Annotated in this window: 15 protein-coding genes; 7 read left to right on the top strand and 8 right to left on the bottom strand. The window is 61.9% G+C overall.

Going from position 1 to position 15,079, the window contains the following annotated elements; translation table 11 throughout:
- Positions 1–164 precede the first annotated feature (164 nt).
- Entirely contained in the window at positions 165–383 is a 219-nt protein-coding gene (locus ATH90_RS14865; RefSeq protein WP_069023635.1) for a DUF6434 domain-containing protein, read from the top strand.
- Positions 380–853 (top strand): RidA family protein, encoded by a 474-nt coding sequence (locus ATH90_RS14860; protein ID WP_034104892.1) that lies wholly within the window; start codon positions 380–382, stop codon positions 851–853. Before ATH90_RS14865 ends, ATH90_RS14860 begins: the two co-directional genes overlap by 4 nt.
- A 57-nt stretch (positions 854–910) precedes the next feature.
- Here the strand turns inward: ATH90_RS14860 and ATH90_RS14855 are convergent, their stop codons facing one another.
- The gene (locus ATH90_RS14855) at positions 911–2,620 is read right to left on the bottom strand and encodes an amidase (protein WP_098466626.1); all 1,710 of its coding nucleotides are present in this window, start codon (positions 2,618–2,620) and stop codon (positions 911–913) included.
- 54 nt (positions 2,621–2,674) lie between these two features.
- Positions 2,675–3,463: a helix-turn-helix domain-containing protein gene (locus ATH90_RS14850; protein ID WP_098466625.1), complete on the bottom strand. Its 789-nt coding sequence runs from the start codon at positions 3,461–3,463 to the stop codon at positions 2,675–2,677.
- Between the two features lie 83 nt (positions 3,464–3,546).
- Here ATH90_RS14850 and ATH90_RS14845 point away from each other — a divergent pair, with 83 nt between their 5' ends.
- Positions 3,547–3,852 carry a DUF2834 domain-containing protein gene (locus ATH90_RS14845; protein ID WP_098466624.1) on the top strand — a complete coding sequence of 102 codons (306 nt, stop codon included), beginning with the start codon at positions 3,547–3,549 and terminating at the stop codon, positions 3,850–3,852.
- 181 nt (positions 3,853–4,033) lie between these two features.
- On the opposite strand, the gene ATH90_RS14835 is transcribed toward ATH90_RS14845, so the two are convergent.
- Both ATH90_RS14835 and ATH90_RS14830 read right to left on the bottom strand, forming a co-directional pair.
- Positions 4,034–5,200 (bottom strand): GGDEF domain-containing protein, encoded by a 1,167-nt coding sequence (locus ATH90_RS14835; RefSeq protein WP_098466623.1) that lies wholly within the window; start codon positions 5,198–5,200, stop codon positions 4,034–4,036.
- A 109-nt stretch (positions 5,201–5,309) separates the two neighbouring features.
- Positions 5,310–6,521 carry an MFS transporter gene (locus ATH90_RS14830; RefSeq protein WP_034104902.1) on the bottom strand — a complete coding sequence of 404 codons (1,212 nt, stop codon included), beginning with the start codon at positions 6,519–6,521 and terminating at the stop codon, positions 5,310–5,312.
- A gap of 98 nt (positions 6,522–6,619) precedes the next feature.
- Between ATH90_RS14830 and ATH90_RS14825 the strand changes: the two genes are divergently transcribed.
- Positions 6,620–7,441 carry an AraC family transcriptional regulator gene (locus tag ATH90_RS14825; RefSeq protein WP_034104904.1) on the top strand — a complete coding sequence of 274 codons (822 nt, stop codon included), beginning with the start codon at positions 6,620–6,622 and terminating at the stop codon, positions 7,439–7,441.
- A gap of 48 nt (positions 7,442–7,489) precedes the next feature.
- Here the strand turns inward: ATH90_RS14825 and ATH90_RS14820 are convergent, their stop codons facing one another.
- Together ATH90_RS14820 and ATH90_RS14815 are read right to left on the bottom strand one after the other, a co-directional pair.
- Complete coding sequence (locus ATH90_RS14820) at positions 7,490–8,656, bottom strand: MFS transporter (RefSeq protein ID WP_098466622.1); 1,167 nt, start codon at positions 8,654–8,656, stop codon at positions 7,490–7,492.
- Between the two features lie 38 nt (positions 8,657–8,694).
- Entirely contained in the window at positions 8,695–9,717 is a 1,023-nt protein-coding gene (locus tag ATH90_RS14815) for an alpha/beta hydrolase (RefSeq protein ID WP_098466621.1), read from the bottom strand.
- A 165-nt stretch (positions 9,718–9,882) separates the two neighbouring features.
- Here ATH90_RS14815 and ATH90_RS14810 point away from each other — a divergent pair, with 165 nt between their 5' ends.
- A complete protein-coding gene (locus ATH90_RS14810; protein WP_098466620.1) occupies positions 9,883–10,806 on the top strand; it encodes an AraC family transcriptional regulator in 924 nt (307 codons plus the stop codon).
- Here the strand turns inward: ATH90_RS14810 and ATH90_RS14805 are convergent.
- Complete coding sequence (locus tag ATH90_RS14805) at positions 10,781–11,287, bottom strand: GAF domain-containing protein (RefSeq protein ID WP_034104914.1); 507 nt, start codon at positions 11,285–11,287, stop codon at positions 10,781–10,783. The two genes, ATH90_RS14810 and ATH90_RS14805, sit on opposite strands and share 26 nt — an antisense overlap.
- A gap of 50 nt (positions 11,288–11,337) precedes the next feature.
- Positions 11,338–12,840 carry a glycine betaine/L-proline transporter ProP gene (gene proP / locus ATH90_RS14800; RefSeq protein ID WP_034104916.1) on the bottom strand — a complete coding sequence of 501 codons (1,503 nt, stop codon included), beginning with the start codon at positions 12,838–12,840 and terminating at the stop codon, positions 11,338–11,340.
- A 153-nt stretch (positions 12,841–12,993) separates the two neighbouring features.
- Between proP and ATH90_RS14795 the strand changes: the two genes are divergently transcribed.
- Positions 12,994–13,524 (top strand): GNAT family N-acetyltransferase, encoded by a 531-nt coding sequence (locus ATH90_RS14795; protein ID WP_098466619.1) that lies wholly within the window; start codon positions 12,994–12,996, stop codon positions 13,522–13,524.
- A 143-nt stretch (positions 13,525–13,667) separates the two neighbouring features.
- Complete coding sequence (locus ATH90_RS14790) at positions 13,668–15,071, top strand: MFS transporter (RefSeq protein ID WP_069023642.1); 1,404 nt, start codon at positions 13,668–13,670, stop codon at positions 15,069–15,071.
- Positions 15,072–15,079: the final 8 nt, after the last annotated feature.

Below are 15,079 nucleotides of genomic sequence, written 5' to 3'. Positions count from 1 at the left end.
AGTGAAATTTTGAAATATCCTGAAAAGACTGGGTTTCAAGGCCTTATAAAAAAGACCACTTCTTATACGATGTCCCAACACATTGTCTGAATCACGCCTCGCTTCCTGCGCAAGTAGCACATCGCTATGCTACTGCCGGAACCCAACCCCGCCCGAGAAACACAATGGATTTTGACTGGCACAGCGACCCCATTACCCGCGCCACGCCCGTGACCCCACACTACAAAAACACTCAGAACGTGCGCCGCTTCATGCTTGAGCAGTGCGGCCCGGGGTTCAAGTTCGACCGGCCGTTCATGGCTTGGATTTGCAACGAGGTGCCCAAGACCCTGGGCGACGTGGTTGATGAGTGGCGGCGCCGACAAGAGGATTCACGCCCATGACACCCGACGAAAAATACCAGGCCGCCCAACAACGCCTCGGCTATCAGCTGGACGAATTCAAGGTCGGTGGCAACTACACGCCACTGGTTCGCGACGGCAACCATCTGTACCTCAGCGGCCAGATCCCCCGCGTGGGCGATACCATCGTGCTGCCGGGCAAGGTCGGTGACAGCCTGACCCTGGCCCAGGCACAAATTGCCGCCGGCATCAGCGTCTTGCGCTGCCTGGGGCTGCTCAAGCAAGCATTGGGGTCGCTGGACCGGATCAAGGCGATCCCGCGTATCAACGTGTACGTACGCAGTGCCGAGGATTTTGACCAGCAAAGTGAAGTGGCCAACGGCGCATCGGACCTGTTGCACGAGATCCTGGGCAGCGCCGGGGTGCATACGCGTACGTCGCTGGGGGTGATGCAGCTGCCGAAATCGGCGGCGGTGGAGGTCGATATGATTGCGGTGGCGCATAGCGCCTGATTTGAAATGCGGTTGAAAAAGGTGGGAGCGGGCTTGCTCCCACAGGTTTGACCGCGTTTAGCCAGCTGCCAACGGTGGTGTGCGCGGCGGAATCAGGCGCTTGCTGCCGGTGGCTTCATACGCTGATGCAAAGCGCAGCAACGCCGAATCGTCATAGGCACGCCCGGCAAACGTCAGCCCCACCGGCATGCCGATGTCGGCCATCACACCCATCGGCACGGTGACAGTCGGCACGCCCAGGTGGCGGATAGCAAGGTTGCCGTTGGCCACCCAGACGCCGTTGCTCCAGGCGATATCAGCGCTGGTTTCGTTCACATCGGCATCCGCCGGGCCCACGTCCGCGACGGTGGGGAACAGCACCGCGTCGAGGCCGAGCTTATCCATCCACTCTTCCAGGTCGATACGCCGGGTTTGCTCCAGGCCGCGCAGGCCGTCGGGGACGGTACTGATCTGGTCCCACGGGGTAATGCCGCGTTCGGCCATGCGCACGTATTCGTCCATGCCGGCGGCCAGGTCGTCCTCGCGGTTGGGCAGGGTGCCTGGTTCGTGGGGGAAGATCTTCGGCCCGTCCACATCCGCCAGGCGGTTGAGGGCGGGGTCGTTGTTGGCGCGCAGGAAATCATCGAAGGCCCAGGCTGACAATTCCCACAGCTCATCGTGGAGGAATGCCTTGGACACCAGCCCTCGGTTAAACACGGTGGGTGCGCCAGGGCGGTCGCCCTCGCAGTTGGAGACCAGCGGGAAGTCCACCTCAATCACTTCGGCACCGGCGGCTTCCAGCGCCTGGCGTGCGTCTTCCCACAGGTCGATCACGCTGGCGCGGGTGTTGATCTTCTGCCCCGTGGGGCCGCCGATCCCGGGTTTTTCGCTGGTGCCTGCCTCGGGGTCGGCATTGATGTACATGCGCGGTACGCCAAAGCGTTTGCCCGCGAAGGATTCGGCAGTCACGGCCAGCTCGGCGTAGGTAGCCGGGCGCACCGAGGTAACACTGGGGATCGGCACCCATGGCTGCAGGCGCCACAGGTCGCCACGGGTGTCCGGGTCTTCGGCCACCACCACGTCGAGGATTTCCAACAGATCGGCCATGGTGCGGGCGTACGGCACCACCACGTCCATGGTCGGTGTCAAAGGCCAATTGCCGCGCACCGAAATCACCCCACGGGACGGGGTATAGGCGCACAGGCCATTGTTGGATGCCGGGCCGCGCCCACTCGACCAGGTTTCTTCCGCCAGGCCGAAGGCCGCAAAGCTCGCCGCCGTCGCGGTGCCGGCGCCGTTGGACGAGCCGGAGGCAAAGGGTGCGGTCAGGTAATCGGCGTTATACGGGCTTTCGGCGCGGCCATACACGCCACGCTGCATCCCGCCGTTAGCCATTGGCGGCATGTTGGTCTTGCCCAGGCAGATAGCGCCACCGGCACGCAGGCGCTCGACGGTGAACGCATCACGCTGGGCGACCAGGTGGGCAAACGCCGGGCTGCCGGATGCCGCGGTCAGGCCCTTGACCAGGTAGCTGTCTTTGGCGGTGTAGGGAATGCCATCCAGTGGCCCCAAGGTTTCGCCCTTGGCCCGGCGAGCATCGGACGCCTCGGCTTCTTTCAGGGCTTCGGGGTTGCGCACCACGACGGCATTCAAGGCGGTGGCGGTTTGCGGACCGTCGTAGGCATCGATCCGTGCCAGGTAAGCCTTGACCAGTTCGACGGCCGTGGTCTGGCCAGATTCAAGCGCAGCGCGCAATTGGGCAATGGAGACTTCGGTAACTTGCATCACGTTTTTTTCGCCGCCTTCAAGTGGGGGTATGGCGGCAGTCTACGTACAGATATTTCACAAAACCAGCGCCGCATACTCCGCATAGGCACCGCGCATCACCTGCCAGGTGGCCTCGTCAGCGGGAATCAGATGTTCGATCCGCAGGGAGGCGAGGGTGATGTCCTGGGGCATGCCGAAGGTCGTGAAGGTGGACAGAAAACTCAGTTCACCCTGGGGTGTGCGCAGGCGCGTGAGCACCAGCGGCGGCATGTGTTCAGGCAGTTCGGTGCTGGCGGGTGTTGGCAAGCTCGACAGCAGTGCGGCCAGTTCGGGATTGTCCAGCGCCTCACGGGTGGCGCGCTGCCAGGCCAGGGTGCGGATCTCATCGGCATTGATCAGGTGGTCGCCAAGGCCTCCGGCGTGCAGCAGCGTCGCCAGCAAGTTCAGGTTCCCGGCTGCACCCGGCGGTATGCCCACCAGTCCAAACAGCACGGCGGCACTGGCATTCGCCGCCAATACGTCCCATTGGCTGCCCAACAGGATCGCCGGCGCGGGATTGTTGGCGTGCAGTACATGGCTGACGGCTTCGCGGATGGCGGCCATGGCCGGTGAGGCGAGCGGGGTGGCGGTGTAGCGCGGGGCATATCCGGCGGCGAGGAACGCGCGGTTGCACTGTTCGAGCGGTGCCTCCAGCGCGGTGAGCAGCGTGTGCAAAGTGCCTGGGCTCGGCTTGGCGCGCCCGGTTTCGAGGCAACTGAGATGGCGCTGGGAGACGTTGGTCATCAACGCCAGGTCGAGTTGGCTCAGCTTGGCGTGCTTGCGCAGTTGGCGCAGTTGTTCGCCGGCGGTAGCAGGGTGGTCCATGGCGGGATCATGACCTCCGAGGTCATTGCGAGGGGCCGAACCTTATCACTAACGTGGGCGTTCATCACTTCAAGGACGCGATCATGAGAAGACGTTATGTTGCCCTGGCTGGTTTGCTCGGGTTCTCGCTGTACACCCTGGCCACGATGCTCACCGCCGAGCAGTCGCTGCTGGCCTTTGGACGCGAACTGATGTCACGGCCGGACACCGCGCAAGTGGTGATCGACCTGTATCTGATGGCAGTGCTGGGGGGCGTGTGGATGTACCGGGATACCCGACGGCGAGGGCGGTCCGCGGCTTCGGTGCTGCCGTACTTTTTACTGACGGCGGTGTTCGTGTCGGTCGGGCCGTTGCTTTATCTGGTGGTGAATGGAGGCCGGGATGAGTGAGCTGCTGCAGGTCTACGCGCTGTGCGTGCTGCGGCTGTGCCGGAAGATGTTTGCGACTTTGTGTTATCAGGTTTTTTGGATGCGAGCGCGGGCGTTTACCCATCGGAGGACGCGGGCGAGCAAGGCGTGCTTGTTCGGGCCAGGCGGACGCCGCTCACCCGCGCGCGGTCGGTCTCGGCCTTTAGCTGTAGGCGCTGGCGCCGGTGCGGTCGACAAGGCGAATGCTGTCGCGCCCACCCCGCTTGGATTCATACAGCGTGCTATCGCCTTGCTCAATCAAGGCCGCCAGGCTCGGCGGCGGTTGGTCAAACAGGTTGGCGCCGATGCTCAGGGTCACCGGCGCCGGCGTGTTGAAGGTCTGCGAGGCCAGTTGGTGAAACTGGTCGCGCAGGTTGCTGCCCAGCTCGACGATCTGTTCGGTGGACGCCGGGCTCAGCAGGATCACGAACTCATCCCCGCCCAGGCGTGCTGCGAGCGCGCCCTGGGGCACCACACCGCGAATCATTTCGCTCAAGGCGATCAGCAAGCGATCGCCAGCGGTATGGCCGTGGAGGTCGTTGACCGATTTGAAGTTGTCGATGTCGATCAGCAGCAGCGCACCCGGTTGCGCCGGTGATACTTGGGCCAGCAGGCGCGGTGCGCGCAGGTCGAGGGCGCGGCGGTTGTAGAGGGCGGTCAGTGGGTCGCGGGCGGCGAGGCGGGCGATCTGCTGTTCGCGGCGATAGCGTTCGGAGCCGGTCATCGACAGTGCAATCAGCATGATCGCCATGGCGCCTTCCACCAAGGACACCTGGATGATCTCGCCCTTGAACGCGGCGAGGTCGATCAGCGTGCCGGGGATCAGCACCGACAGCGCCTTGGCCACATAGAACCCGCCATGGATCAACAGCACATAGCGCAACTGCACCGCGCCGATGCTCAAGGATTTGCCGTGGGGGCGCAGCAGGAAACTGGCACGCAGGGTCGGCAGTGCCACCAACAGCGACTGCACGCCCAGCATGGCTTTGGACCACGGCAGATCGGCCGGCAGCATGAGCATGCCGAGCCACACCACCAGCATCAGCAGCCACAGCGGCGACAAGCGCACTTGGGTGAACCGCGCCACGCCGAGCAAAAACAGAAAGTGCGCAGTCACCAGCAAACCATTGGCGAACCAGATGCCGATCATCAGGAAGCCATTGAGGCGCAGCAGCGCGAGGGTGGAGCCGACGGTGATGGTGGCGAAGCCGGCGCTCCAGTACAGCAGCGAAGGTTCACGCACGCTGCGCCATTCAACGGCCAGGTACAGGGCGGCAGCGGCTGCCAGGGCAACGGTGAGTGCCAAAATCGTAGGAGGGTCGAGCGTCATTTCTTGCCGGGTCTGCCTGGTGTGCGTTTAGAACCGGGATTGTAAGCGCACACGCAGGTTTTTCAGAGCATTCATCGTGATGGCACACGGCCAGGCGATGATCGGCAGGTCAGGCGCCCTTGGTCGAGGGCAGCAATACCGTGAGGATGCCCACCAACGGCAGGAACGAGCAGAGTGTGTACACGTACTCGATACCGTGGGTGTCGGCGAGCAAACCGAGCAGCGCCGCGCCAATACCGCTGAAGCCGAACATCAGGCCGAAGAAGATCCCGGCGATCATGCCCACGTTGCCGGGCACCAGTTCCTGGGCGTACACCACGATGGCCGAGAAGGCCGACGCGATAATGAACCCGATCACCACACTCAGTACCGCCGTCCAGAACAGGTCGACGTAGGGCAGCGCCAAGGTGAACGGTGCGGCACCGAGGATAGAGAACCAGATGACCTTCTTGCGCCCGATCTTGTCGCCGATCGGGCCGCCCGCGAAAGTGCCGACAGCCACCGCCCCCAGGAACAGGAACAGGTACATCTGGGAGCTGGAGACCGACAGTTGGAATTTCTCGATCAGGTAGAACGTGAAGTAGCTGGTCAGGCTGGTCATGTACCAGTATTTGGAGAACACCAGCACGGCCAGCACTACCAGGGCAAACGTCACGCGGCCCTTGGACAGGCCGTGGGTGGCTTTTCCGCCTTGCTTGAGTTTGAACAGGTTGAGGTGGTGGCGGTACCAGCGACTCAACCCGTACAGCACCAGGATCGCGAACACGGCAAACAGCCCGAACCAGGCAATATGGCCCTGGCCATAGGGAATGATGATCGCCGCTGCCAGCAACGGGCCCAGGGCACTGCCGGTGTTGCCGCCGACCTGGAAGGTTGATTGCGCCAGGCCGTAGCGGCCGCCAGAGGCCAGGCGCGCAACGCGCGAGGTTTCCGGGTGGAAGGTCGACGAGCCGACGCCCACCAGGCCTGCCGCCAGCAGGATCGCCGGGAAGGTGCCGACAAACGCCAGCATCAGGATGCCGACCAGGGTGCACACCATGCCCGCCGGCAGCAGCCAGGGCTTGGGATGGCGGTCAGTGTGGTAGCCGATCCAGGGTTGTAGCAGCGAGGCGGTCAGTTGGAAGGTCAGGGTGATCAGGCCCACCTGAGTAAACGACAAACCGTAGTTGGCCTTGAGCATCGGGTAGATCGACGGCAGCACGGCCTGGATCAGGTCATTGATCAAATGCGCCAGCGCGCAGGCGCCGAGGATGCGCATGACCAAGGGGCTGGCTTGGGGTGTCGTGGTTGCAGCGGCGGGTGACGCAGTGAGGGTCGACATGCAGGCATTCCATACAAGGCAGCTAATCAGAGGCGGCGACTTCGTAAGGTCGTCATCCATTACAAAATGATTCGGCGTTCATGCTAGATTCGTCAAGAATGCCTGTCTCGCGTAATTCGGGCGGCAACCATCGCAAAAAGGGCGAAATGATCAAACCACTGAATGAATTTCTCCAGGAAATCAATGAAGGCGCCTGGGCCGTAATCAGCTCAGCCACGGATTACCCGGAAAACTGGGTGATCCCCGAGCACAGCCATGAGAAACATCAACTGCTCTACGCCATCGAAGGTGTGATGGTGGTGTACTCGGCGCTGAACCAATGGACCGTGCCGCCCAACCGTGGGATCTGGATGCCCAGCGGGCACGTGCATTCCCTGCGCTGTGTCGGAACCCTTAAAATGCGCAGTGTATTTGTACGCCCGGATCGCTTCCCGAACATGCCCGGCGAGCCGAAGACTGTCAGCATCTCACCGTTGCTGAGCGAGCTGATCAAAGCGTCAGTGAGCTTGAAACCCCCGTATGCCGAGGACTCGCGGGATGCGCGGATCATGCACCTGATCCTCGACGAACTCGCCATCCTGCCGGCGTTGCCGCTGTCGTTGCCCCAGCCCGCCGACCCGCGTCTGCAGCGCATCAGCCTGGCGCTCCAGGAGGACCCGAGCGACGCCTCCACCGTGGCGCATTGGAGCGAGCGCCTGAACCTCGACCAGAAAACCATCCAGCGCCTGTTCCGCAAGGAAACCGGCATGACCTTCGGCCAATGGCGCCAGCAAGCGCGGTTGCTGCTGGCGTTGGAGCGCATTGCGGTGGGCGAGAAAGTGATCGATATCGCCCTGGAACTGGGCTATGAGAGCCCGAGTGCGTTTACCAGCATGTTCAAGAAACAGTTTGGCAAGACACCGAGCCATTTTTTTCGGTAGGGCCCGCACCGGCTGTGCTGTCCTTGCCCGCGCGGGACACGCCGTTCATTACCGGCTGCATCCCGGTGCCCGCGGCGTGCCGAGCATCGACAGGCCCCGGTAACCGCTGGCGCGTGCTGCCAGGCATGCCAATGCGGCAGCGACAACCAGTACCGCGGCACTCAACTCGAATGTTGCCTCATACCCGCTCATGTCAAACACCTGGCCGCCAAGGATCGCCCCCGACGCTATCGCCAGTTGGATGATCGCGACCATCAACCCACCGCCTGCCTCGGCATGGTCGGGCAGGGTTTTTGACAGCCAGGTCCACCAACCCACCGGCGCGGCGGTGGCGACCAGGCCCCAGAGCCCCAGCAACAGTGTGGTCAGCACTGTCGAGTTGCCCATCCTGACCAGTGCCAGCGCAATCCCCGCCATCAGCAACGGGATAATGACCAGCGTCAGGAACAGGCCTTTTTTCAGGAAACGCTCAATCAGGAACGTGCCCGCGAGACCGGCTACGCCCAGCACCAGCAATATCAGCGACAGCCGAGAAACACTGACCTGAGTGACAGTCTCCAGAAACGGTCGCAGGTAAGTGAACAGCATGAATTGGCCCATGAAAAACGCGCTCACGGCCAGCATGCCCAAGGCCACCGGCGTGCGTTTCATCAACTGCAACAGGCCTCCGTTTTTGGCGGCCCCCTGTGCGCTGATCGACGGCAGGCTGACCATCAACCAGGCCAACGCCAGCACCGCGACAGGCACGACGCAGAAGAACGCCCCGCGCCAGCCAATCAGGCCGCCGACGAAGCTGCCCAGCGGTGCCGCGATAACCGTTGCCAATGCGTTGCCGCCATTGACGATCGCCAATGCCCGCGGCACCTGGGGCTCGGGTACCAGGCGCATGGCGGTGGCGGCTGAGAGCGACCAGAAGCCGCCGATGGCCACGCCGATCAACGCGCGGCCCAGCATGAACACCTGGTAATTCGGCGCGAACGCCACCACCGTGCCGGAAACGATCATCAGCAGGGTCAAGGACAGCAGCAGGCGCTTGCGATCCACCCGCGCCGCGATGGCTGCGACCACCAGGCTGGTGAGCAAGGCAAACAGCCCTGACACCGAAATGCCCTGGCCGGCCTGCCCCTCGGTGATATGCAAGTCGACCGCGAGGGGCGTCAGCAGGCTTACCGGCATGAATTCGGAAGCCACCAGGGCAAATGCCGCCAGCGACATGGCGAGTACGGCGCCCCAGTGTCTTGGCGCAGTGACCGTCACTTCAAGTAGCTCCTGAAAAAGCCAGCAAGCGTGTCGAACGGGATCAGGTCGACCCGGTCGTACAGGTCTACATGGCCGGCGTTGGGGATGATCGCCAATTGCTTTGGCTCGGCAGCGCGCCGGTAGGCATCCTCGCTGAACTCAAGTGAATGGGCGTTGGCGCCGGCAATCAGCAAGAGTGGGCGCGGGGAAAGGGTCTCGATGTCGTTGAGCGGGTAGAAGTTCATGAACTTAACGTTGCTGGTCAGCGTCGGCCGGGTCGTGTTGTGCGGCGAGGCGCCGGCTGGGGTGAACTGACCACGAGGGGTGCGATAGAAATCGTAGAACTCATCGCCCACGGCATCGCCGGTCAGCGTGTGGGGCGTGCCGCCGGTGTAGACGGTAGTGCCACCCTGGAATTCCACATAGCGCTGGTTGGCGGCTTGCAGCAGTACCTGTTGGCGCTGCGCCAGGGTCACGCCGTGCTTGAGGCCGTTGCGGTTGGCGGCGCCCATGTCGTACATGCTCACCGTGGCGATGGCCTTGAGGCGTGGGTCGATCTTCGCCGCGGCAATGGCGAAGCTGCCGCTGCCGCAAATGCCGATCACACCAATGCGCTCGCGGTCGACGATGGGGCGCGTGCCGAGGTAATCAACCGCTGCGCTGAACGCTTCGCTGTAAAGGTCAGGCAACACCGCATTGCGTGGCGAGCCTGCGCTTTCGCCCCAGAACGGCAGGTCGAGGGACAAGGTCACAAAACCCTGTTCGGCCATTTTGGTGGCGTAGAGGTTGGCGCTCTGTTCTTTGACCGCACCCATCGGGTGACCGACGATGATTGCGGCATTTCTGGAGGCGGGCGCCAGGTGCCCGGGCACGAACAGATTGCCCGCGACGGCCATGCCGTACTGGTTGTTGAAGGTGACCTTTTCGACGGTTACCTTGTCGCTTGTGTAGAAGTTGTTTGCACCGTTGGACATATCGGCTCCCAGTGAAGAAAAAGAAGTCACCAGCAAACCCAGAGCGAGCAAGAGGCTTTTCATTGGATGATCCTTGAGAAGGTCGGTCCGTCCATTTTCCCGGGGCAGGGCAGGGTTCTGTAGTGCGTTTGACTGGATTACTTGCCTGATCCTCTGAGTCTCGCGGTTGGCCGAGGACACCCATGGAACGGTCCGGTAAAGTCCAATGACGAGAGGAACGAGCCCGTCATGACGATCAATCAAACGCCCCTGGACGCGCTGGTACAGGCTATCGGTTCGCGGGTGCAGGCGCCCGGCGACTACCCCATGCCCATTCCCGGCCTGGGTTTCTATCGGCGCGAGCAGCCCGCAACACCGGTGGTGTGCATGGTCGAGCCGTGCATCGTGCTGGTCGCCCAAGGTGAAAAACAGCTGTGGGTCGGCGGTGAGGGATACCCGTACGACACCTCCCGCTTCCTGGTGACCTCGCTGGACATTCCCGCCAACTCCGAGGTGCTGTCCGCCAGCCCTGGTAGGCCATGCCTGGGGCTCACCTTCAAGCTGGACTTGCGCATGTTGGCCGAGTTGATCGCCCAGAGTGAGTTACCGCCAACGCGGGAACGGCCGGTGCTGAAAGGGGTGGGCATCGGCACGGTGACCGACGGGATGCTGGCGTCTTTCGCGCGTCTGGTGGCACTGCTGGATGAGCCCGAAGCGATCCCAGTGCTTGCGCCGTTGATCCAGCGCGAGATCCACTACCGCCTACTCAAAAGCGACCAGGCTGGTCGGTTGCGCCAGATCTGCTCCGTCGACGGGCAGGGGTATCGGATCGCCAAGGCAATCGATTGGCTCAAGCTCAACTACAACGCGGCGCTTCGAGTGGATGAGTTGGCCGCGCGCGTGCAAATGAGTGCGGCAACGTTCCACCATCACTTTCGCCAACTGACGGCGATGAGCCCGTTGCAGTATCAGAAGTGGCTGCGCCTGAACGAGGCGCGGCGCTTGATGTTGAACGAGCACCAGGACGTGTCCAGTGCTGCGTTCAAAGTGGGCTATGAAAGCCCATCACAGTTCAGCCGCGAGTACGGTCGATTGTTCGGTGTGCCGCCCAAGCGCGATATTGCCGCGTTGCGGGGCAAGGCAGACGTCACGTGTCCGTCGTCGTCAGGTTAGCGAAGAAGATACAGCCGATCAGCCGCGCAAACAGGCTCAGGGTTTCCGGCAAATTGGGGTCGTCGAACAGCATCGCCCGCGAGTCGAGGGCACACAGAGCGCCGAACAGGCGGCCATCTGGCAGGAAGATCGGTGCGCCGGCGTAGCTCTCGATGGCGTACTGCTTGACCACCGGGCGTGCGGCAAAGCGTCCGTTCTGGCTGATCTGGGGGATGAACAAGGTTTGCGGGTTGACACAGAATTCGCTGCACAGGGTGGTTTCGAGGTCGAGCACGTCGTCGACATGAATGCCCATTTCGCTGGTGTCGTGCACGGAGCAGACCACCCACTCCAGGTCAGTGAATTTGGCGATGCCGGCAAAGCGCATGCCGGTCAGGCGGGTGACCAGTTGCAGGATGCTGGTGGTGGCTTCTATCTCGGCGATGGCGGCGCGCTCATCGGCGCTGAGCAGGGACTGTGGTGCGGTAACGCTTGGAACCATGGGGACACTCCAATAGCGGGGTGGCCCTGGCCACCCCACACGTTTTGGCTTTAGTTGATGCGCGGATGCTGCTCGACAAGGTTCTTGCGCTTGGCTTCCAACTCGGCAATTTCGGCATCGATGTCTTCAATCTTCTGCTCGATATTGTCGTGATGCTCCTGCAGCAATTCCTTGGCTTCCTCCATGTCCGAAGCCGCCGGTGCTGCGCCGCGCAACGGCTTGTTGGCGGTTTCCTTCATGGTCAGGCCGGTGACCAGGCCGACCACGGCAAACACCATCAGGTAGTAGGCGGGCATGAACAGGTCGTTGGTGCTTTCCACCAGCCAGGCGACGGCGGTTGGAGTGAGGCCGGCGATCAGCACCGAGACGTTGAACGCACTGGCCAGCGCGCTGTAGCGCAGGTGAGTGGGGAACATCGCGGGCAGCGTCGAGGCCATCACGCCGATGAAGAAGTTCAGGATCACCGCCAGGATCAGCAAGCCGGCGAAGATCAGCCCGATTTTCCCGCTGGTGATCAGCATGAACGCCGGGATTGAAAGGAACAGCAGGCCGATACTGCCGGCGATGATGAAGGGCTTGCGGCCGATCTTGTCGCTGACAAAACCAATGAACGGCTGCACGAACAGCATGCCGACCATGATCGCGATGATGATCAGCACGCCGCTGTTTTCTTTGTAGTGCAGGTTGTGCGACAGGTAGCTGGGCATGTAGGTGAGCAGCATGTAGTACGTCACGTTGGTGGCCGCGACGATCCCGATGCAGGTCAGCAGGCTACGCCAGTGCTTGGTCGCAACCTCTTTGAAGGAAACTTTGGGGCCGTGGGTCAGGCCTTGGCGGTCGCCTTGCTCAAGTTTGTCCATGTGCTGCTGGAACGCAGGGGTTTCTTCCAGGGCGTGACGCAGGTACAGGCCGATGATGCCCAGTGGCAGGGCGAGGAAGAACGGCAGGCGCCAGCCCCACTCTTCAAACTGTGCATCGCCCAGCACGCTGGAAATCAACACCACCACGCCGGCGCCGAGCACGAAGCCTGCGATCGAACCGAAGTCGAGCCAGCTGCCGAGGAAGCCGCGCTTGCGGTCCGGGGCGTATTCGGCCACGAAGATCGAAGCGCCGGTGTATTCGCCACCGACCGAAAAGCCCTGGGCCATTTTGCACAGCAACAGCAGGATCGGCGCCCAGATACCAATGGAGGCGTAGGAGGGGATCAGGCCAATGGCGAACGTGCTCAGGGACATGATCACGATGGTCGCGGCGAGGACTTTCTGTCGTCCGTATTTATCGCCCAGTGCACCGAAGAACAATCCACCCAGGGGACGGATCAGGAAGGGCACGGAGAAGGTGCCCAGTGCGGCGATCATTTGTACGCTGGGCGAGGCGTCGGGGAAGAATACTTTGCCGAGCACATAGGCGACAAAACCGTAGACGCCAAAGTCGAACCATTCCATGGCGTTACCCAGTGCGGCGGCGGTGATCGCCTTGCGCACCTTGGTGTCGTCGACGATGGTGATGTCTTTCAATCCGATGGGCTTGACGCTTTTCTTACGTAATTTCATGCGGGGTACTCTAAAGCAGAACAGGGGTGGTGCCATCGCAGCGATGGCACCGCTCTGTCAGTTCAGATACAAGCGGACATGAAATAATTCACCACTATTTGCGTTTTTTTGCAGATGGATTGAACTTTGTACGCCGATAAAGGAGTTATCTGAATGCCCGATGCCCCGTCGCGCCTCATCTACCGCCAACCACATCCCAGCGACGTGCAGCGATTGTTCGCGATCTTCGGTGACCCGCAGACGAATTTGTTCAACCCTGCCGGCCCGATGGCCAGCCTTCAGATTGCGCAGCACCTGCTGGACCACTGGCTCGAACAGTGGGCCAGCCAGGGGTATGGATGGTGGGCAATTGCCCATCGTGAAGCGCCGGAGCACCTCATCGGCTTTGGCGGGATCGCGCCTCTGAACTACCTGGCCGAACGGCGCATCAACCTGGGTTACCGTTTTGCGGTAGAAGCCTGGGGGCAGGGCTATGCCACCGAAGTGGGCCGCGATGCCTTGGCGTTGGCATTCGAAACACTCGGTTTGCCTGCCGTGTTTGGGCTGGTGCGGCCGGACCATGCGGCATCGATCCGGGTGCTGGAGAAGATCGGCATGCAGCCTTTCGGCTTGCTCGATGATGTGCCTGGCAAGGCACCGAGCCTGGTATTACGCATTTGTCATCCTACAACTGGCATTGGCTAACGTTTCACATACACGCGAAATCGCTCGATAAACGGCAATCTTTCAGATTGACAGCGTGTAGGCGTCCCGATATAAAAGTGGCGGTTGTACGACGACATATGACGTTACGTATGTCCTACCTAACAAAAATAAAAAGTGATGCCATGAACTTGAACGAGCCCATCAACGCCCAGCGCGTTGGCCAGGCGGTAGGCAACTATCGCTGGACCATCTGCGCGATGCTGTTCTTCGCCACTACCGTCAACTACCTCGACCGCCAGGTGCTCAGTCTGCTGGCGCCTCAGCTGTCCACGCAATTTGGCTGGAGCAACACCGATTACGCCAACATTGCCGCGGTGTTTCAGTTTGTCTACGCGATCTCCATGCTCTTCGCCGGACGCTTTGTCGACAAAATCGGCACCAAGGCTGCCTATGTCGTGGCGATCGGGATCTGGTCCACGGGCGCCATCATGCACGCCTTCTCGGTGCCGATGGGCGAGGGCATTGCGGCCATCAGCGGCGCAATCGGCCTGGCGGTGATTCCGGTATCGATTGCCGGTTTCATGTTATCCCGTGCGGTGCTGGCGATTGGCGAGGCGGGTAACTTTCCGATTGCGATCAAGGCCACCGCCGAGTACTTCCCCAAGAAGGAACGCTCCCTGGCCACCGGTATTTTCAACTCCGGCGCCAACGTGGGCGCAATCCTGGCGCCAATCTGCGTGCCGCTGATCGCGGGTCTCTGGGGCTGGGAAGCGGCGTTTATCGTGATTGGCGCGTTGGGTTTTGTGTGGGTCGCGGTGTGGATCGCGCTCTACCAGAAGCCGGATGAGCAAAAGCGCCTGTCGCCCGCCGAGCTGGCGTACATCCGCAGCGACCAGACCGTGCAGCCCTTCACCCCGGCACCGGCCGGCGCCGTGGAGAAGAAAGTCTCGTGGTTCAAATTGCTCACTTATCGCCAGACCTGGGCCTTTGCCTTCGGCAAGTTCATGACCGACGGTGTGTGGTGGTTCTTCCTGTTCTGGCTGCCTACGTACCTGTCGGCGCAGTACGGCATGAAAGGCGCCGATATCGTGATGCCGCTGGCGGTGCTCTACAGCATGACCATGGTGGGCAGTATCGGTGGCGGCTGGTTCCCCAGCTACTTCATGGCGCGCGGCGATGCACCCTACGATGGCCGCATGAAAGCCATGTTGGTGATCGCGTTGTTTCCGCTGGTGGTATTGCTCGCACAACCGTTTGGCTACATCAGCTTCTGGGTGCCGGTTTTGCTGATCGGTGTGGGCGCCTCCGCGCACCAGGCCTGGTCCTGCAACATCTTCACCACGGTATCGGACATGTTCCCGCAGAAGACCGTGGCCTCGGTGGTCGGGATCGGCGGCATGGCCGGCGGCCTGGGTGGCGTGGTGATGACCAAGATCGGTGGCTGGGTGTTCGACTACTACAAGTCGGTCGGTGACATCCATACCGGTTACATGATCATGTTCGCGATCTGTGCGCTGGCCTACCTGGTCGCCTGGAGCGTGATGAAGGCACTGGTACCGCGTCACAAGGAAATCACTGACCTGTAAGGCTCGAC

Origin of the sequence: Pseudomonas lurida, assembly GCF_002563895.1 — a bacterium.
GTDB classification, from domain to species: Bacteria; Pseudomonadota; Gammaproteobacteria; order Pseudomonadales; family Pseudomonadaceae; genus Aquipseudomonas; species Aquipseudomonas lurida.
Note: the sequence above shows the minus strand (reverse complement) of the source record. Positions and strands in the feature narration are given on the sequence as shown.

Coding starts and splice junctions, on each gene's coding strand:
- ATH90_RS14795 (WP_098466619.1), top strand. CDS start 12,994: ATGCCCGATGCCCCGTCGCGCCTCATCTACCGCCAACCACATCCCAGC.
- ATH90_RS14805 (WP_034104914.1), bottom strand. CDS start 11,287: ATGGTTCCAAGCGTTACCGCACCACAGTCCCTGCTCAGCGCCGATGAG.
- ATH90_RS14790 (WP_069023642.1), top strand. CDS start 13,668: ATGAACTTGAACGAGCCCATCAACGCCCAGCGCGTTGGCCAGGCGGTA.
- ATH90_RS14810 (WP_098466620.1), top strand. CDS start 9,883: ATGACGATCAATCAAACGCCCCTGGACGCGCTGGTACAGGCTATCGGT.
- proP (WP_034104916.1), bottom strand. CDS start 12,840: ATGAAATTACGTAAGAAAAGCGTCAAGCCCATCGGATTGAAAGACATC.
- ATH90_RS14835 (WP_098466623.1), bottom strand. CDS start 5,200: ATGACGCTCGACCCTCCTACGATTTTGGCACTCACCGTTGCCCTGGCA.
- ATH90_RS14830 (WP_034104902.1), bottom strand. CDS start 6,521: ATGTCGACCCTCACTGCGTCACCCGCCGCTGCAACCACGACACCCCAA.
- ATH90_RS14820 (WP_098466622.1), bottom strand. CDS start 8,656: ATGTCGCTGGCGGCATTTGCCCTGGTGGCTTCCGAATTCATGCCGGTA.
- ATH90_RS14860 (WP_034104892.1), top strand. CDS start 380: ATGACACCCGACGAAAAATACCAGGCCGCCCAACAACGCCTCGGCTAT.
- ATH90_RS14825 (WP_034104904.1), top strand. CDS start 6,620: ATGCCTGTCTCGCGTAATTCGGGCGGCAACCATCGCAAAAAGGGCGAA.
- ATH90_RS14845 (WP_098466624.1), top strand. CDS start 3,547: ATGAGAAGACGTTATGTTGCCCTGGCTGGTTTGCTCGGGTTCTCGCTG.
- ATH90_RS14865 (WP_069023635.1), top strand. CDS start 165: ATGGATTTTGACTGGCACAGCGACCCCATTACCCGCGCCACGCCCGTG.
- ATH90_RS14850 (WP_098466625.1), bottom strand. CDS start 3,463: ATGGACCACCCTGCTACCGCCGGCGAACAACTGCGCCAACTGCGCAAG.
- ATH90_RS14815 (WP_098466621.1), bottom strand. CDS start 9,717: ATGAAAAGCCTCTTGCTCGCTCTGGGTTTGCTGGTGACTTCTTTTTCT.